Source organism: Enterobacter sp. MALB-1, assembly GCF_041021625.1.
In the GTDB taxonomy this organism is placed as follows: domain Bacteria; phylum Pseudomonadota; class Gammaproteobacteria; order Enterobacterales; family Enterobacteriaceae; genus Enterobacter; species Enterobacter oligotrophicus.
In genome coordinates this window covers 378,255-396,604 of sequence record NZ_JBDPJL010000001.1, presented here as the reverse complement: position 1 = coordinate 396,604, position 18,350 = coordinate 378,255, and the positions used below count along the sequence as shown (strand labels likewise).

Sequence of the window (18,350 nt, the reverse complement as noted above, 5' to 3'; positions counted from 1 at the left end):
CTACCCCCGGCTGTTCAGCTGAAAAGTGAACATCCAGCGTCCCTGGCTATCCTGCTGCAATTCACCGGCCGTGCCTGGGCTAAAACCGGTTATCCGTTTAAGCGCGTCCGCCATAGCAGAAAGTGCCGGTAGCGTGGCGGCATACCCGGTCAACATCAGCGAAGGTGGCTGATAGCGTAGCGCCGTCAGCCACACCTGAGCTGGAATCACATCAGAGAGCGAGTCCAGCATCGGTTGCCAGGCTATCTGCGGCGGCAGCGTAGTTGGAGGTGTTTGTATAGCCACGCTCCGGCGCGCGTTAAGCGCATGTTGCACCGCATACATTCCCGTCAGTTCAGTTTGCAGGGCACGCCGTTTTACGCTGCTGTTCATTCGCAGGATGAGAGCAACAGCCAGCGTGACCAGCAACGTCGCGGTAAACAGCGCATACCAGAAACGCAGGCAGCGGGCACGTCGTTGTTGCCTCCAGGGTAAAAGATTCGCCATGCTCATCCCGCGACCTCGCTCATGGCCAGCGCCAGTGCGACGGTAAATCCGGCCCCATCCGCAGGCAGCGGTGGCTGACAGCGAGCCAGCGTTTCCCACGGATCGCGATCTGCATCAAACAGGGCGATATCTGTCGGAGCCAGCGCAAGCAAGGCTGCGAGTTCGTCGGCGTTCGCCGCCTCGGTGGTAAAACGTCGCCCCCACTGATGTCGCATCGCCCACAGCCACTGGTGCTCATCGCGCCAGGCGACACACGTCGCAGGTGCAATCACAGAAAGAAAGTTCGCCAGCGCCCCGGCATCCGGGATAATCGCCGCCAGGTGCAAGCGCAGCGCTTTCGCCAGCGTCAGAAGCGTGTCGACCTCTTTGTTTTGCGCGGCGGTGACACGGAATGTGTTGCTAAACGTGTCTTGTGCATAATCGAAACAGAGCGTCTCGACGGGCATCTCCAGTTCACGTGATAACGCGGAACCCACCCACGAGACCTGTTCACTGTCGCGCAGTGAAATAGCCGGACGAGGCAACGCCCTCTGCAAGGTACGTGCTGCAGGGAATGAGAGAAATATCCGGTGATGGTGCGGCAGCGTTCGTCGCCAGTCGCGTAGCGCGTCAACCAGTTGATCTGGCCTGAGGATCTTTCCGTCACGGATGATGCCCTCCGTCAGCGGAACAGACCACCAGCGGCGCAAGCACCATGCCGATTTCTCTTTGGTCAGCGCAACGATCAGCGCTTTATCTTGTTGAATATGAACGCCGGTTTGCCATGTTTTGAAAGCCATGCTTCACGATCTCCTTATCGCCCGTCAGGTTGACGGCTATATCAATGAATCAGGCTTGCCTTTATACTACCGCGCGATTGTTTAGAAACTGCCCAAGTGAAACCAAATGGGAAATCTCCGGTGAAGTTCGTAAAGTATTTATTGATCCTTGCAGTCTGTTGCATTCTGCTGGGAGCAGGCTCGATTTATGGTTTGTACAAATATATTGAGCCGCAGCTGCCTGATGTTGCCACGCTTCGCGATGTGCGACTCCAGATCCCTATGCAGGTCTATAGCGCCGATGGCGAGTTAATGGCGCAATATGGCGAAAAACGCCGTATCCCGCTGACCTTAAACCAAATCCCGCCCGTGATGGTGAAAGCCTTCATTGCCACCGAGGACAGCCGTTTTTACGAGCACCACGGCGTCGATCCGGTCGGTATTTTCCGTGCCGCAAGCGTGGCGCTGTTCTCCGGCCATGCGTCTCAGGGGGCGAGTACTATTACGCAGCAGCTTGCGCGTAACTTCTTCCTCAGCCCTGAAAAAACGCTGATGCGTAAGATCAAAGAGGTGTTCCTCGCGATCCGCATTGAGCAACTGCTGAGCAAAGACGAGATCCTTGAGCTTTACCTCAACAAGATCTACCTGGGCTACCGCGCCTATGGCGTCGGCGCTGCTGCGCAGGTTTACTTCGGTAAACCGATTGAACAGTTAACGCTTAGCGAAATGGCGACCATTGCCGGTTTGCCAAAAGCGCCGTCGACCTTTAACCCGCTCTACTCGCTCGATCGCGCCACCGCGCGGCGTAACGTTGTGCTGTCACGTATGTTGAGTGAAGGCTATATCAGCCAGACCGAGTACGACCAGGCACGTAACGATGTCATCGACGCTAACTACCATGCGCCGGAAATTGCGTTCTCCGCGCCCTACCTGACGGAGATGGTTCGTCAGGAGATGGTTCGCCGCTACGGTGAAAATGCCTACGAAGATGGTTATCGCGTTTACACCACCGTAACCCGCAAAGTGCAGCAGGCCGCGCAGCAGGCGGTGCGTAACAACGTGATGGATTACGATATGCGCCACGGCTATCGCGGCCCGTCTAACGTGCTGTGGAAAGTGGGTGAAAGCGCATGGGACAGTAAAAAGATTACTGACTCGCTGAAAACCCTGCCGACCTATGGTCCGCTACTGCCCGCGGTTGTGACGCAAGCCAACCCGCAGGAAGCCGTAGCGTTAATGGCGGATGGTACGTCCGTTTCTCTGCGCATGGACGGTATCCGCTGGGCGCGTCCGTACCGCTCCGATACCCTGCAAGGGCCGACGCCACGTAAAGTGACCGACGCCGTTCAGATCGGCCAGCAAATCTGGGTGCGTCAGGTGGGCGATGCCTGGTGGCTGGCGCAAGTTCCGGACGTGAACTCTGCACTGGTATCCATTAATCCGCAGAACGGTGCCGTGATGGCGCTTGTGGGTGGGTTTGATTTTAACCAGAGCAAATTTAACCGCGCCACGCAGGCGCTGCGTCAGGTCGGCTCCAACATTAAGCCGTTCCTCTACACCGCAGCGATGGATAAAGGACTGACGCTCGCCAGCATACTCAACGACGTGCCGATTTCCCGCTGGGATGCCGGTGCCGGTTCTGACTGGCAGCCGAAGAACTCCCCGGCTCAGTACGCCGGCCCTATTCGTCTTCGTCAGGGTCTGGGACAGTCGAAAAACGTGGTCATGGTTCGCGCAATGCGCGCGATGGGCGTCGACTATGCGGCTGAGTACCTGCAGCGCTTCGGCTTCCCGGCACAGAATATCGTCCATACCGAATCGCTGGCGCTGGGCTCTGCCTCCTTTACACCGCTTCAGGTCGCGCGCGGTTACTCGGTGATGGCTAACGGCGGGTTCCTGATCGATCCGTATTTCATCAGTAAAATCGAAAACGACCAGGGCGGCGTCCTGTTCGAAGCGAAACCGAAAATCGCCTGTGCCGAGTGCGACATTCCGGTGATTTATGGTGATACGCCGAAGTCCAATGTTCTTGAGAACAAAGACATGGAAGACGTCGCGATCTCCCAGGAACAGCAGAATTTAGCCGTACCACAACCTCAGCTGGAGCAGGCTAACCAGGCGCTGGTGGCGCAGAGCGGTGCGCAAGAGTATGCCCCGCATGTGATCAGCACGCCGCTGTCATTCCTGATCAAAAGCGCGCTGAACACCAACATCTTCGGTGAACCCGGCTGGCAGGGAACTGGCTGGCGCGCAGGCCGTGATTTGCAGCGTCATGACATTGGCGGCAAAACCGGGACGACCAACAGTTCGAAAGATGCGTGGTTCTCAGGCTACGGTCCGGGAGTGGTGACTTCAGTCTGGATCGGCTTTGACGATCATCGTCGTGATTTGGGGCGCACCACGGCCTCTGGCGCGATTAAAGATCAGATTTCCGGTTATGAAGGCGGCGCGAAGAGTGCGCAACCAGCCTGGGATGCTTACATGAAAGCCGTTCTGGAAGGTGTACCGGAACAGCCGTTGACGCCACCACCGGGTGTGGTCACCGTCAATATTGACCGCAGCACCGGGCAGCTTGCTAACGGTGGTAACAGCCGCGAAGAGTATTTCATCGAGGGCACACAGCCAACCACGCAGGCGGTGCATGAGGTGGGTACAACGCTCATTGATAACGGCGAGACGCACGAGCTGTTTTAAACAATAAAATGCCCGATAAAAATCGGGCATAACATCGCAGGCCGGGTAAGGCGAAGCCGTCACCCGGCTTTTTTATGGGCTACAGCCGCCCCTGCCCCTTCAGCCACTCGCGAACCAGGAACAGCGCACTCACGTTGCGCGCTTCGTTAAAGTCTGGTTCTTCCAGCAGATCCATCATATGCGCCAGCGGCCAGCGAACCTGCGGCAACGGCTCCGGCTCGTCCCCTTCCAGTGATTCCGGGTAGAGATCTTCCGCGACAACAATATTCATTTTGCTGGAGAAATAGGACGGTGCCATGCTCAGTTTTTTCAGGAACGACAACTCGTTCGCACCAAAACCGACCTCTTCTTTCAGTTCACGGTTTGCCGCTTCAAACACGGACTCGCCTGGGTCGATAAGCCCTTTTGAAAACCCAAGCTCATAGGATTCTGTTCCCACAGCATATTCGCGGATCAAGATCAGGTGGTCGTCAACGATGGGGATTATCATCACCGCTTCGCGCGAAGAGGGGCGCATACGTTCATAAACGCGACGCACACCGTTGCTGAACTCCAGGTCCACACTTTCGACATTAAACAGACGCGATTTTGCGACTGTTTCAACATTCAGAATGGTGGGTTTTTGTAATGGTTTGCTCATCGTGATGGGTCTTTGCTGGGTGAACTGGCTTTATTGTGCGATATGCCGCACGGTTTCGGCAATGTCAATTGTTCTTTATTTACATTTATGCAACGTATCAGGAAGGCGTCCTCATTTCAAAACAAAAGTCAAGAGGTTGAAATGTTTCCAGGAATTTGCTGATATCGCGCCATGGCAGGCTTTGCTATCATCATCAGTCACTGGGATGCGCGTCAAAATGCTCAAGTTAGACTCCATACTTGCCGATAGCCAACCACAGACTCTCATTCATTGTTAAAGGTGCAATTGACTACACCTGTAAGAAGATAAGTAAGATGGGGAAAGCATGAGCACCATTTTGATTTTTCTCGCTGCTATGCTGGCCGGCGCTTTGATTGCAGGGTGGGTATACAGGCGTCGCGTTCAACGCCGATATCGGCTGCCCTTTTTAAACGCCTTCGCTGGCGCGACCACGCGTAAGCTCACGCCTGAAGAACGCAGTTCCGTAGAACACTACCTCGACACGTTAAACCGATCTCAGCAATCGCCTGGGCCAACGGGTGCCAGTGCTGCTCCGGTTTCGCTCAATCTTAACGCACAAAGCGACACGGTGCTGTGCGTGACGCGTTCGATCACCCGCTATGGCATCACCACCGACGATCCGAATAAATGGCGCTACTACCTTGATTCCGTTGAGGTTCATCTGCCCCCCTTCTGGGAGCAGTATATTAATGATGAAAACAGCGTAGAGCTAATCCATACCGACTCGTTACCGCTGGTTATCTCTTTAAACGGCCATACCCTGAGTGAATATGTTCAGGAAGCGCCGCGCTTTGCGCTGGAACGCGCAAGCTCAACGCAGGCCTCTATTCGTGGTGAAGAGACAGAGCAGATTGAACTGCTAAATATTCGTCAGGAGACGCATGAAGAGTACGCGCTGAGTCGCCCGGACGGTATTCGCGAAGCGGTGCTGATTGTCGCGGCGTTCCTGCTCTTTTTCTTCTGCCTGCTGACACCAGACGTCTTCGTTCCCTGGCTGGCAGGTGGCGCAGTGCTGCTGCTGGCGGCCGGACTGTGGGGGCTGTTTGCGCCTCCGGCGAAAACGTCTCTGCGTGAAATTCACTGCCTGCGCGGAACGCCTAAACGCTGGGGGCTATTCGGTGAGAACGATCAGGAACATATCAACAATATCTCGCTTGGTATTATTGATCTCATCTACCCGCGCCACTGGCAGCCATGGATTGCCCAGGATTTAGGGCATAAAACCGATATTGATATCTATCTCGACCGCCATGTGGTGCGTCAGGGGCGTTATTTATCTCTGCATGACGAAGTGAAAAACTTCCCGCTTCAGCACTGGCTGCGCAGCACGGTGATTGCTGGCGGCGCGGCGCTGGTCTTCGCCCTGCTGCTGCTTTTCGTGCCGCTGGATATGCCGATTAAATTCACCCTGTCCTGGATTAAAGGGGCACAAACCGTAGAAGCCACCAGCGTCAAACAGCTGGAAGAGGCGGGTGTGCGGGTGGGTGATACGCTGCGCCTGAAGGGAACCGGGATGTGTAACATCCATGCTCCAGGGGCCTGGAACACGCGGCAAAACTCGCCGTTTATGCCGTTCGACTGTTCACAAATTATCTGGAATGATGCCCCGCCGCTACCGTTGCCGGAATCCGACGTGGTCAACAAGGCAACCGCGCTCACGCAAACGGTCAATCGTCAGCTTCACCCGAAAGCAGACGATGATTCTCGCGTCAGCCCTGCCCTGCGTTCCGCCATTCAAAAATCTGGCATGGTGCTGCTCGATGACTTTGGTGAAATCGTCCTGAAAACGGAGGATTTATGTTCCGCCCAGGATGAGTGTGTGCGGCTTAAAAATGCCCTGGTGAATCTCGGCAACAGTAAAGACTGGGATGCTCTGGTGAAACGCGCCGAAGCGGGCCGTCTGGACGGCGTGAACGTGCTGCTGCGTCCGGTGAGCGCCGAGTCGCTGGACAATCTGGTCGCCACGTCTACCGCGCCGTTCGTGATGCGTGAAACCACCCGTGCGGCACAGGCGCTGAACAGCCCGGCTCCGGGCGGTTTTGTGATTGTCAGCGATGAAGGCAGCGATCTGGTCGATCAGCCTTATCCCCAGGTCGCACTTTATGATTACCCGGCGCAGGATCAATGGGCCGAGTTCCAGCGGCTGGCGCAAATGCTGATGCAAACGCCGTTTAGCGCGGAAGGGATCGTGACAGGGATATTTACCGATGCCAACGGTACGCGCCACATCGACCTGCACCGGATGCCGGACAGCGCAGGCTTATGGCGCTATATCGGCACATCCCTGCTGATGATGGCGATGCTGGTATGTATCTTCTGGAATGGGTATACAGCGCTGCGTCGCTATCAACGCTCGCGCACGCGACTGGCTGAAATCCAGCAATACTATGAAAATTGCCTCAATCCTAAACTGATCCCCGCTCCCGATAGCCTGATCGGATAACCTCACGGCGCGACAAGTTATGCTACCCTGTCGCGCACGTTTCTTCTGGCTGGAGTTCCCCTTATGCATCTTGATATCGCCTGGCAGGAGGTTGATACCGTCCTGCTGGATATGGACGGCACGCTGCTCGATCTCGCCTTTGATAACTACTTCTGGCAAACGCTGGTGCCGGAAACCTATGGTAAGCAGCAGGGCATCTCCCCGGCGGAAGCGCAGGAATTCATTCGTTCGCAATATAGCGCGGTGCAGCATACGCTAAACTGGTACTGTCTTGACTACTGGAGTGAGCGACTCGGTTTGGATATTTGTGCCATGACCACCGCCCAGGGGCCACGCGCCGTGTTGCGTGAAGATACCGTCCCCTTCCTGGACGCGCTAAAAGCAAGCGGCAAGCGCCGTATTTTGCTCACCAATGCGCATCCTCACAATCTGGCCGTGAAGCTGGAACATACGGGTCTGGCTTCACACCTTGATTTATTACTTTCCACCCACACATTTGGTTATCCGAAAGAGGATCAGCGGTTGTGGCATGCGGTGGCAGAAGAGACCGGTTTGCAGCCGGAACGTACCCTGTTCATTGACGACAGCGAGCCGATTCTGGATTCCGCAGCGACATTCGGCATTCGCTATTGCCTGGGCGTCACGAATCCTGATTCTGGCCTGGCTGAAAAAAGTTACCTTCGCCATCCGGGGCTGAACGACTATCGCCGGATGATCCCCTCACTGACCGTGAAGGAGACGCCATGAAAGAAAAGCCCGCTAACGGGGTAAGACTGGATAAATGGCTGTGGGCGGCCCGTTTTTATAAAACGCGCGCCCTTGCCCGCGAGATGGTTGACGGCGGGAAAGTGCATTACAACGGCCGGCGCAGCAAGCCGAGCAAGCTGGTTGAGCTGAATGCCACCTTAACGCTGCGTCAGGGCAACGACGAAAAAACGGTCGTGGTAAAAGCCATTACCGAACAGCGACGCCCCGCAACTGAGGCCGTACAGCTTTATGAAGAGACGGCTGAAAGCATTGAAAAGCGTGAGAAGACCGCGCTGGCACGCAAAATGAATGCGCTGACAATGCCACACCCTGACCGGCGACCGGATAAAAAAGAGCGCCGCGATCTGATGAAATTTAAACACGGTGAGAGCGAGTAATTCTCACCTGCACGAGAGACTATTATGGCCCAACACGACCAATTACACCGCTATCTGTTTGAACAATTCGCCGTGCGCGGCGAGCTGGTGACCGTATCCGAAACCTGGAAACAGATTCTGGAAAACCACAACTACCCGCTGCCGGTGAAAACCCTGTTGGGCGAACTGCTGGTTGCCACCAGCCTGCTGACCGCCACGCTGAAGTTCGCCGGTGATATCACCGTGCAACTGCAGGGCGACGGTCCAATGACGCTGGCAGTGATCAACGGCAACAACCAGCAGCAGATGCGCGGCGTGGCGCGCGTTCAGGGCGATGTGCCTGAAAATGCGGACCTGAAAACGCTGGTCGGCAATGGCTACCTGGTGATCACCATTTCCCCGGAAGAAGGTGAACGCTATCAGGGTGTGGTCGGTCTGGAAGGCGATACCCTGGCGGCCTGCCTGGAAGATTACTTCATGCGTTCCGAACAGCTGCCAACTCGCCTGTTCATCCGTACCGGTGAAGTGAACGGTCAGCCTGCTGCGGGCGGTATGCTGCTGCAGGTTCTGCCTGCACAAGATGCCCAGACCAACGACTTCGAGCATCTGGCAACGCTGACAGAAACCATCAAAGCGGAAGAGCTGTTCAACCTGTCCGCGACCGATGTGCTGTGGCGTTTGTACCACGAAGAAGAGGTGACGGTTTACGACCCGCAGGCGGTGGAATTTAAATGCACCTGTTCCCGCGAACGCTGTGCTGGCGCGCTGAAAACCCTGCCTGATGAAGAGATCGACAGCATCATGGCGGAAGACGGTGAAATCGACATGCACTGTGACTACTGCGGTACACACTATGTGTTTAATTCGATGGATATCGCGGAGATCCGCAATAACGCCTCCCCGGCCGATCCGCAGGTTCACTAAGCATGACAAAACGGCTCCTTCTGAAGGAGCCGTTTTTGTTAACGCCACTGCGCGTTGTTGTAGCTATCGTAGCTCATATCAACACGTTCGCCGAAAATCTGAATATCCGCCCAGGGTTTAACAACCGATTTAACCTTCCCTTGTCGTAATGCGCGGTCTAGCTCCTCTCGGGTCAATCCCTCCGGCATTTTCCATGCGTCTCCTGCAAGCCTCCAGCTCGTATCCGTTTGGGTATATACCATGATTGTGCGATCGGTAAATTGATACAGCACGGCTTCCGGTTTGCCGTCACCGTTCAGATCCAGCGGCATCAGCAAACAGTTTCCCTGCGCATGACTGCAGGACTCGAATCGATACTGATTACTCAGCATCGCTTGCCATAATCCCTTATCAGGACGAGCCATCCCCGGAGCAAGCTGGATCTGCTCTTCCAGCATCGCGGCGGTCATTTTCCCCGCTCTATCGCGGTTTCCAGAGAGAAGGCCATTAACCTCACGCTGGCGCTTTGGGTTTGAGATAAACTGCGGATCGTTTTGCAGGGTGAGCAAAGCCTCTCGTCCCTTTCGTCCGGCATTGCTGAGCATATACAGGCTGACCTGATCCGCGGTTATTCTGCCGTCCTGATAACGGGCCATATGGCTTTCAACGCTGATCCGCCAGGGATCGAGCACCGGCGTATGGATCAAGATCAGGAAGGCGAGAGAGAGTAATCCTGTCGCTGGCGTGACATACGCCTGTAGCTTTTGCGGTTCACGGCGGTAAAAAAGAACGCTGACACAAAAACCGACGGCCCATACCAGCGCGACGATCGTAACCAACACGCCATACAGACGCTCAGGTGACCAGCCATATTGTGAAATGCGCAACCACAACGCCCAACCTGCCAGTACGGGATAAACGGGGGCAACCATCACGGCAAGTCGAACCATGCCGCGCAGGGGGGAATAGTAAGGCAATATTTGACGCTGCGGGTGCCAGACGACCGTCACCAGAAAAAGCAGCAGTATCGCTAACGTAGTCAGCAGGCCCGCGGCGGAAATTCGTGCTGAGATGGCCTCCAGGCCAACAAAGGGCAATGCACCAATAAAGAGTAACGCCAACGCAGCCAGCAGGGGCAGTAAGCCGGTGGCTATCAACGTCAACAGGTTTTGTAATGCCAGGATCAGCCGCACCTGCATTCGCACCAGCACTGCCGCACTCGCAGAAACCACGCCAATCGCCACTGAAATAAACCCGTCAGAATTGAAGAAAAGCTGATCAAAAAAGCGTATGCCAATAAGTTTGAAAAGTTCAGCCCACAGGAAAAGCACCAGCCAGAACAAGCCATTGCTGAAAAAAATAATCAGCAACGTCAGGGCGTTATGCCAGTTTCTGTTGTAAAAGTCGCTGTAAAATGAGGCCGTTGGCGAGGGCGTCAAACGCCGTTGAAGCCACGGCAGCATGAACAGTGTCATCAGCAAAAGGTGAAAACCAAAAAATAGCACCGCCTCCCTGATCTCCCAACTATCCTGCCCTGCAACATTCCACTTAAGCCAGGCTCCCATACCTGCAACGACAGCGCCAGCGATCCCTAACGCCAGCCACAGGAAAGGCGTTCTGAATGACGTTACGGAAAGCGACAGTGTGGTGGTCATCACTACCGTGGCAGGTACCACGCACAGTAACCACAGCGTATCGGACGGCAATTCCGCGTAGCCGATATACCATGTAATCAAATAGCAGATGACACCCTGTAATGCACCCGCCAGCACCACCGCAAGGCGCGTTGAAGGGGACAACGTTGCACTGTTTTCCATCTCTCATCCCTTATTCATGAAAAGCGTATTGTTTCACCAAAGCGATAAATGGGTCCCCACAATAAAATCTGAAATATCTTCTGTGGCAGGAGACATGAATCGTTTTTCACACTGTAACTCTTACGTAATTTTCCAACATGTATGCGATTACATTCACATTCCTTCGGTTAAATTCACCGTCATTTAACCTTTTAAGAACATTTTCCCCAACCAAAAAGCGATTCCTGCGATAATCTGCCCGCCCTGTGACTGGAGTCGCAGCGTTTTCCGTTAGCAAGGGTTTTGTCCAGATACGTAAATCTATGAGCCCCGTCGCGGTTAACAACCTCAGAAAAACCCTACAATTTCAGGCAGTACATATTGGCTAAGGAGCAGTGATATGCGTGTTAATGGTTTAACCCCGCAAGATCTCAAGGCTTATGGTATTCACGACGTCCAGGAAATCGTCTACAACCCCGACTACGATACGCTGTATCAGGAAGAGCTCAATCCAGCACTGGAAGGATACGAGCGAGGTGTATTGACGAACCTTGGTGCTATCGCCGTCGATACCGGTATTTTTACCGGCCGTTCGCCGAAAGATAAGTATATCGTCCGAGACGACACCACCCGCGATACGCTGTGGTGGGCTGATAAAGGCAAAGGGAAGAATGATAACAAACCACTCTCCCCGGAAACCTGGCAGCATCTGAAAGGGCTCGTCACTCATCAACTTTCCGGCAAGCGTCTGTTCATTGTGGATGCTTTCTGTGGCGCTAACGCCGACACCCGTCTTTCCGTTCGTTTTATCACCGAAGTGGCCTGGCAGGCGCATTTCGTGAAAAACATGTTTATTCGTCCAACCGACGAAGAGCTGCAGGATTTCACCCCTGATTTCATCGTGATGAACGGTGCGAAATGCACGAATCCACAGTGGAAAGAGCAGGGCCTGAATTCCGAAAACTTCATTGCCTTCAACCTGACCGAGCGTATCCAGCTCATCGGCGGGACCTGGTACGGCGGCGAAATGAAGAAAGGGATGTTCTCGGTGATGAACTACCTGCTGCCGCTGCGGGGCATTGCCTCTATGCACTGCTCGGCGAACGTCGGCGAAAAAGGCGATGTGGCGGTGTTCTTTGGTCTTTCCGGCACGGGCAAAACCACCCTTTCAACCGATCCGAAACGCCGTCTGATTGGCGATGACGAACACGGCTGGGATGATGACGGCGTGTTTAACTTCGAAGGCGGTTGCTACGCGAAGACTATTCGCCTGTCTGAAGAGGCTGAGCCGGATATCTTCCACGCCATCCGTCGCGATGCGCTGCTGGAAAACGTCACCGTGCGCACCGATGGCTCTGTCGATTTCGACGACGCCTCGAAAACTGAAAACACCCGTGTCTCGTATCCGATCTATCACATCGACAATATCGTGAAGCCGGTGTCGAAAGCGGGCCATGCCACGAAGGTGATTTTCCTGACCGCTGACGCGTTCGGCGTACTGCCGCCGGTGTCTCGCCTGACTGCCAGCCAGACGCAGTACCACTTCCTCTCCGGTTTTACCGCTAAACTGGCGGGAACCGAGCGCGGCGTAACGGAGCCAACGCCAACCTTCTCTGCCTGCTTCGGCGCGGCATTCCTGTCGCTACACCCGACGCAGTATGCAGAAGTGCTGGTGAAGCGTATGCAGGCATCTGGCGCACAGGCTTATCTGGTCAATACTGGCTGGAACGGCACTGGCAAGCGCATCTCCATCAAAGATACGCGTGCCATTATTGACGCCATTCTGGATGGTTCGCTGGATAACGCCGAAACCTTTACGCTGCCGATGTTTGACCTGGCGATCCCGACAGAACTGCCGGGCGTGGATACGCGTATCCTCGACCCACGCAATACCTACGGCTCACCGGAGCAGTGGCGTGAGAAGGCGGAATCGCTGGCGAAATTGTTTATCGAGAACTTCGAGAAGTATACCGATACCCCGGCGGGTACTGCACTGGTGAGTGCGGGACCGAAGCTGTAGGTGAAAATAAAAAGGCAACGAAAGTTGCCTTTTTTCATGTTTTCTCCCTCTCCCCGTGGGAGAGGGCCGGGGTGAGGGGAAATTAACTCTCTTTTACCTGCCCGCGCGTCACCGGCACTGGCAACCACGCCCGAATGCTCAAACCACCCCGCTCGCTGGTCCCAATCTCCAGCAACCCGTTATGGTTATCGACAATACGCTGCACAATCGCCAGCCCTAAGCCGGTCCCGCTGGTGCTGCGCGCGCTGTCGCCGCGCACAAACGGCTGGAACAGGTGCTTACGTTGCTCAGGTTTAATGCCCGGACCATCATCTTCCACCTGGAACCAGGCGCGGTTGAGTTCCGAGCCACTGCTGACTTTGATCCAGCCATTACCGTAGCGCGCCGCGTTGACCACCATGTTGGCCACCGCACGCTTGATGGAGAGCGGATGCATACGCACCTGAATCTCGCCCGGCTGAAGGTCAGTCTCAATTTCACGCTCGTAGCCGCTTTCCGCCGCCACCACTTCGCCCAGCACCGCATTGAGATCGGCCATTTCCAGCGGCATCTCCTGCCCGGTGCGCAGGTAGTCGATGAACTGCTCGATGATGGCATTACACTCTTCGATGTCCTTGTTAATGGACTCGGCGAGGTAACCGTCCTGTTCGCCCATCATCTCCGTTGCCAGACGGATACGCGTCAGGGGCGTGCGCAGGTCATGACTGACCCCCGCCATCAGCAGCGTGCGGTCGTCTGCCAGCTGCTTCACGCCTGCCGCCATATGGTTAAACGCGCGCGTCACCGAACGGACCTCCGACGCGCCATACTCGCGCAGCGGTGGCGGAATAATCCCTTTCCCGACCTGCAGCGCCGCGTGCTCAAGGTCGACCAGCGGTCGGTTCTGGATACGGATAAACAACCACGCGCCCCCTATCGCCAGCAGCATAATGGCAAGGGTATAGCGGAACAGCGGCGAGAAGTCCCCCTGGTGGATCTCAGTCAGTGGAACGCGCACCCAGATGTTGGGTGACAGCCAGGTTTTCAGCCAGACAACCGGCGAGCTTTTGTTGACCTCAACGCGCACTTCCGTCGGGCCGCCAAGCTGCTGTGCCATCTGCTGACTAAGGAATTCATAGTGCTGCGCCCAGCGCAGCCCCGCGTCTTCTGCTGCTTCATTTGAGTAGAGCGAAATGCCCAGCTCACGGTAGATTTCACGGCGAAACGCCGGGGGAACAACGAGCTGCGTGCCGTCCTCCAGTTGCAGTTTATCGGTCATCAGCATACGCACTTCGTAGGCCAGGACCTTATTAAACTGCTGGAGGCTCGGCAGGATCGCAAAGTTCAGTACCACCAGGTAGGTTGTCACCAGGCTGACGAACAGCAAGGTGACAATCAGTAGCAGGGTGCGGGCAAACGAGCTTCGCGGTGAGAAGCGCATTCGCCTCATGCTTTAGAGCCGTCCGGGACAAATACGTAGCCCAGACCCCACACGGTCTGAATATAACGAGGATGCGCCGGATCTTCTTCCACCATACGGCGCAGACGAGAGATCTGCACGTCGATGGAGCGTTCCATTGCGGAGTATTCGCGGCCACGCGCCAGGTTCATCAGTTTGTCACGAGAGAGCGGCTCACGCGGGTGGCTGACCAGTGCTTTCAGTACCGCGAACTCGCCGCTGGTCAACGGCATGGGCTCATCTTCACGGAACATCTCGCGCGTGCCGAGGTTCAGCTTGAACTTACCGAACGCAATCACCGCTTCTTCCTGTGATGGCGCGCCAGGCAGTTCGTTCGCCTGACGGCGCAGCACAGCGCGGATACGCGCCAGCAGTTCACGCGGGTTGAACGGTTTAGGAATGTAGTCATCCGCACCGATTTCGAGGCCCACGATACGGTCAACTTCTTCGCCCTTCGCCGTCACCATAATGATCGGCATCGGGTTGCTCTGGCTGCGCAGACGGCGGCAAATGGAAAGCCCGTCTTCGCCAGGCAACATCAGATCCAGCACCATCAAATGGAAGGACTCACGGGTCAGCAGGCGGTCCATCTGCTCAGCGTTCGCGACGCTACGAACCTGGAAGCCCTGCTCGGTCAGATAACGCTCCAGCAGCGCACGCAGGCGCATGTCGTCATCCACGACCAGAATTTTGTAGTTCTCTTGCATTGTGTGTACTCCCAAAGGTTCGGATAGTCTAATAACAGCGTATTCTAAAAAAGTGCACGTGTTCGACCAGCTAATTCTGGTATAAATTCTAGTCGAAATTGTTACAAAGCATATTTAACAGCAGCTTATCTGCACATTTCATCACATAAATCATTATTAATGCTGTCGGTTATTCTATGTGATACGTAATGTGCGCAAGGTTTGCAATGATGTCGAGTCTGAAGGTCACCGCATGAAAACGCCACTGATCACCCGCGAAGGGTACGAAAAACTCAAAAAAGAGATGGATTACCTGTGGCGCGAAGAGCGCCCTGAAGTGACCAAAAAGGTCACCTGGGCGGCAAGCCTGGGCGATCGCAGCGAGAATGCTGACTACCAGTACAACAAAAAGCGCCTGCGTGAAATCGACCGTCGGGTGCGCTATCTGACCAAATGCCTTGAGAACCTCAAGATTGTCGATTACTCCCCGCAGCAGGAAGGCAAAGTGTTCTTCGGAGCCTGGGTGGAGATCGAAAATGATGACGGCGACACCCTGCGTTTTCGCATCGTCGGCTACGATGAAATTTTTGGCCGTAAAGATTATATCTCCATTGATTCCCCCATGGCCCGCGCGCTGCTGAAAAAGGAAGTGGGCGATTTGGCCATTGTTCAGACACCTGGCGGTGAAGCCAGCTGGTATGTGAATGAGATCGAGTACGTAAAATAGTCCGAGAGCGCCCTCCACGGCTGGCATTTTTTCGTGCCAGTCCGTATAACTATCCCCTGATTTTTTTCGACTCAACAGATGAAATAGCCATGATGAAAGATTCGCTCTGCCGCATTATTGCGGGTGAACTTCAGGCCAGAGCCGAACAGGTAGAAGCTGCCGTTCGCCTGCTTGATGAAGGGAACACCGTGCCGTTTATTGCACGTTATCGTAAGGAAGTCACTGGCGGTCTGGATGACACGCAGTTGCGTAACCTGGAGACCCGTCTGGGTTACCTGCGCGAGCTGGAAGACCGTCGTCAGGCGATCCTCAAATCCATCGGCGAACAGGGCAAACTGACCAGTGATCTGGAAAAAGCCATTAACGGCACCCTGAGCAAAACCGAATTAGAAGACCTCTACCTTCCCTACAAACCGAAGCGCCGCACGCGCGGGCAGATTGCGATTGAAGCAGGTCTGGAGCCGCTGGCTGAGCTGCTGTGGAACGAGCCGTCACACGACCCGGACACCGAAGCGGCGAAGTTTATCGACGCCGACAAAGGCGTGGCGGACACCAAAGCCGCGCTCGATGGCGCACGCTATATTCTGATGGAACGCTTCGCCGAAGACGCCGCCCTGCTCGCCAAAGTGCGAGATTATCTGTGGAAGAATGCCCACATCGTCTCCACCGTGGTGGCAGGGAAAGAGGAAGAAGGGGCGAAATTCCGCGACTACTTCGATCACCACGAACCGATTTCAACCGCCCCATCACACCGTGCGCTGGCGATGTTTCGCGGCCGCAACGAAGGCGTGCTGCAACTCTCGCTGAATGCCGACCCGCAGTTTGACGAGCCGCCGAAAGAGAGCCACTGCGAGCAGATCATTATTGATCACCTCGGCCTGCGCCTGAACAACGCCCCGGCGGACAGCTGGCGCAAAGGCGTGGTGAGCTGGACCTGGCGCATTAAGGTGCTGATGCACCTCGAAACCGAGCTGATGGGCACCGTGCGCGAGCGCGCTGAAGATGAAGCAATCAACGTCTTTGCCCGTAACCTGCACGACCTGCTGATGGCCGCCCCTGCTGGCCTGCGCGCGACAATGGGGCTCGATCCGGGCCTGCGTACCGGCGTGAAAGTGGCCGTCGTTGACAGCACCGGCAAGCTGGTGGCTACCGACACCATTTATCCGCATACCGGCCAGGCAGCGAAAGCGGCGGTTGTGGTGGCGGCACTGTGCGAGAAATACAACGTTGAGCTGGTCGCCATCGGTAACGGTACGGCGTCCCGTGAAACCGAGCGTTTCTATCTCGACGTGCAAAAACAGTTCCCGAAAGTGACGGCGCAGAAGGTGATCGTCAGCGAAGCCGGGGCATCCGTCTATTCCGCGTCTGAACTGGCGGCGCAGGAGTTCCCGGACCTGGACGTCTCCCTGCGTGGTGCAGTCTCTATCGCTCGTCGTCTGCAGGACCCGCTGGCGGAGCTGGTGAAGATCGACCCGAAATCTATCGGTGTGGGCCAGTATCAGCACGACGTAAGCCAGACGCAGCTGGCGCGTAAGCTGGATGCAGTCGTGGAAGACTGTGTAAACGCCGTCGGCGTTGACCTGAACACGGCCTCCGTTCCCCTGCTGACCCGCGTGGCGGGCTTAACCCGCATGATGGCGCAGAATATCGTCGCCTGGCGTGATGAGAACGGCCAGTTCCAGAACCGTCAGCAGTTGCTGAAGGTGAGCCGACTGGGGCCGAAAGCCTTTGAGCAGTGCGCGGGCTTCCTGCGTATCAACCACGGCGATAACCCGCTGGATGCCTCTACCGTTCACCCGGAAGCGTACCCTGTCGTGGAACGCATTCTGGCGGCAACCCAGCAGGCGCTGAAAGCGCTAATGGGCGACAGCAACGCGCTGCGCAACCTGAAAGCCTCAGATTTCACCGACGAGCAGTTCGGCGTGCCGACGGTCACCGACATCATCAAAGAGCTGGAAAAACCAGGCCGTGACCCGCGCCCTGAGTTTAAAACCGCGACCTTTGCAGACGGCGTCGAAACCATGAACGACCTGCTGCCAGGTATGGTGCTGGAAGGCGCAGTCACGAACGTCACCAACTTCGGCGCGTTTGTGGATATCGGCGTGCATCAGGATGGTCTGGTCCACATCTCTTCCCTCGCCGACAAGTTCGTTGAAGATCCGCACACCGTGGTCAAAGCGGGCGACATCGTGAAGGTGAAAGTGCTGGAGGTTGATCTGCAGCGTAAGCGTATCGCCCTGACCATGCGTCTGGACGAGCAGCCAGGCGAGACCAACGCGCGTCGTGGTGGCAACCGCGAGCCGCAACGTCCGGCTGCGAAAGCCGCCAAACCGCGCGGTCGCGACGCTCAGCCTGCGGGCAACAGCGCGATGATGGATGCGCTGGCAGCGGCAATGGGTAAAAAACGGTAATACGGTTAATGCCCGGTGACACTACGTTTGCCGGGCATTTAAATAAATAAAGATGTACTCACTCATTAATTAATAAATATGAAACCGATTGCATATCCATATTTAAACCATCAATTATCACTTCATTAACAAATAAATCCCCCTGTCTTCCCGCCATCAAATTCAATAAATATTGAGCAAGGTCAAACTGGCCGTAAATTAAT

At 55.6% G+C, this 18,350-nt stretch carries 14 protein-coding genes; 8 read left to right on the top strand and 6 right to left on the bottom strand.

Features of this window, described 5'->3' with window-relative positions; genetic code table 11:
• Both ABGB15_RS01810 and ABGB15_RS01805 read right to left on the bottom strand, forming a co-directional pair.
• A complete protein-coding gene (locus ABGB15_RS01810; RefSeq protein ID WP_215723499.1) occupies positions 1-492 on the bottom strand; it encodes a PilN domain-containing protein in 492 nt (163 codons plus the stop codon).
• On the bottom strand, positions 489-1,265 hold the full coding sequence (locus ABGB15_RS01805) for a DNA utilization protein HofM (RefSeq protein WP_215723500.1): 777 nt from the start codon (positions 1,263-1,265) through the stop codon (positions 489-491). The genes ABGB15_RS01810 and ABGB15_RS01805 overlap by 4 nt, the downstream gene beginning before the upstream one ends.
• A gap of 120 nt (positions 1,266-1,385) precedes the next feature.
• Here ABGB15_RS01805 and mrcA point away from each other — a divergent pair, with 120 nt between their 5' ends.
• On the top strand, positions 1,386-3,938 hold the full coding sequence (mrcA, locus tag ABGB15_RS01800) for a peptidoglycan glycosyltransferase/peptidoglycan DD-transpeptidase MrcA (protein ID WP_215723501.1): 2,553 nt from the start codon (positions 1,386-1,388) through the stop codon (positions 3,936-3,938).
• Between the two features lie 79 nt (positions 3,939-4,017).
• Here the strand turns inward: mrcA and nudE are convergent, their stop codons facing one another.
• On the bottom strand, positions 4,018-4,578 hold the full coding sequence (gene nudE, locus ABGB15_RS01795) for an ADP compounds hydrolase NudE (protein ID WP_152082541.1): 561 nt from the start codon (positions 4,576-4,578) through the stop codon (positions 4,018-4,020).
• 325 nt (positions 4,579-4,903) lie between these two features.
• Between nudE and ABGB15_RS01790 the strand changes: the two genes are divergently transcribed.
• From ABGB15_RS01790 to hslO, 4 genes are all read left to right on the top strand, one after another.
• The gene (locus ABGB15_RS01790; RefSeq protein ID WP_152082542.1) at positions 4,904-7,042 is read left to right on the top strand and encodes an intracellular growth attenuator family protein; all 2,139 of its coding nucleotides are present in this window, start codon (positions 4,904-4,906) and stop codon (positions 7,040-7,042) included.
• Between the two features lie 63 nt (positions 7,043-7,105).
• Positions 7,106-7,789, top strand: a complete 684-nt coding sequence (gene yrfG / locus ABGB15_RS01785; RefSeq protein ID WP_215723502.1) for a GMP/IMP nucleotidase — start codon at positions 7,106-7,108, stop codon at positions 7,787-7,789.
• Complete coding sequence (gene hslR / locus ABGB15_RS01780) at positions 7,786-8,187, top strand: ribosome-associated heat shock protein Hsp15 (RefSeq protein WP_215723503.1); 402 nt, start codon at positions 7,786-7,788, stop codon at positions 8,185-8,187. Before yrfG ends, hslR begins: the two co-directional genes overlap by 4 nt.
• Positions 8,188-8,211: 24 nt before the next feature.
• Complete coding sequence (gene hslO, locus ABGB15_RS01775) at positions 8,212-9,090, top strand: Hsp33 family molecular chaperone HslO (RefSeq protein WP_215723504.1); 879 nt, start codon at positions 8,212-8,214, stop codon at positions 9,088-9,090.
• 38 nt (positions 9,091-9,128) lie between these two features.
• Here hslO and ABGB15_RS01770 read toward each other — a convergent pair whose 3' ends face one another.
• On the bottom strand, positions 9,129-10,886 hold the full coding sequence (locus ABGB15_RS01770; RefSeq protein WP_215723505.1) for a DUF4153 domain-containing protein: 1,758 nt from the start codon (positions 10,884-10,886) through the stop codon (positions 9,129-9,131).
• Between the two features lie 379 nt (positions 10,887-11,265).
• Between ABGB15_RS01770 and pckA the strand changes: the two genes are divergently transcribed.
• On the top strand, positions 11,266-12,885 hold the full coding sequence (gene pckA / locus ABGB15_RS01765; protein WP_215723506.1) for a phosphoenolpyruvate carboxykinase (ATP): 1,620 nt from the start codon (positions 11,266-11,268) through the stop codon (positions 12,883-12,885).
• Between the two features lie 82 nt (positions 12,886-12,967).
• Here the strand turns inward: pckA and envZ are convergent, their stop codons facing one another.
• Both envZ and ompR read right to left on the bottom strand, forming a co-directional pair.
• On the bottom strand, positions 12,968-14,314 hold the full coding sequence (envZ, locus tag ABGB15_RS01760) for a two-component system sensor histidine kinase EnvZ (protein WP_152082547.1): 1,347 nt from the start codon (positions 14,312-14,314) through the stop codon (positions 12,968-12,970).
• Positions 14,311-15,030, bottom strand: a complete 720-nt coding sequence (gene ompR / locus ABGB15_RS01755) for a two-component system response regulator OmpR (RefSeq protein WP_001157751.1) — start codon at positions 15,028-15,030, stop codon at positions 14,311-14,313. The genes envZ and ompR overlap by 4 nt, the downstream gene beginning before the upstream one ends.
• 232 nt (positions 15,031-15,262) lie before the next feature.
• Between ompR and greB the strand changes: the two genes are divergently transcribed.
• Positions 15,263-15,736 carry a transcription elongation factor GreB gene (gene greB, locus ABGB15_RS01750; RefSeq protein WP_152082548.1) on the top strand — a complete coding sequence of 158 codons (474 nt, stop codon included), beginning with the start codon at positions 15,263-15,265 and terminating at the stop codon, positions 15,734-15,736.
• 89 nt (positions 15,737-15,825) lie between these two features.
• Positions 15,826-18,147 carry a Tex family protein gene (locus ABGB15_RS01745; protein ID WP_215723507.1) on the top strand — a complete coding sequence of 774 codons (2,322 nt, stop codon included), beginning with the start codon at positions 15,826-15,828 and terminating at the stop codon, positions 18,145-18,147.
• The last annotated feature ends 203 nt before the right edge of the window (positions 18,148-18,350 follow it).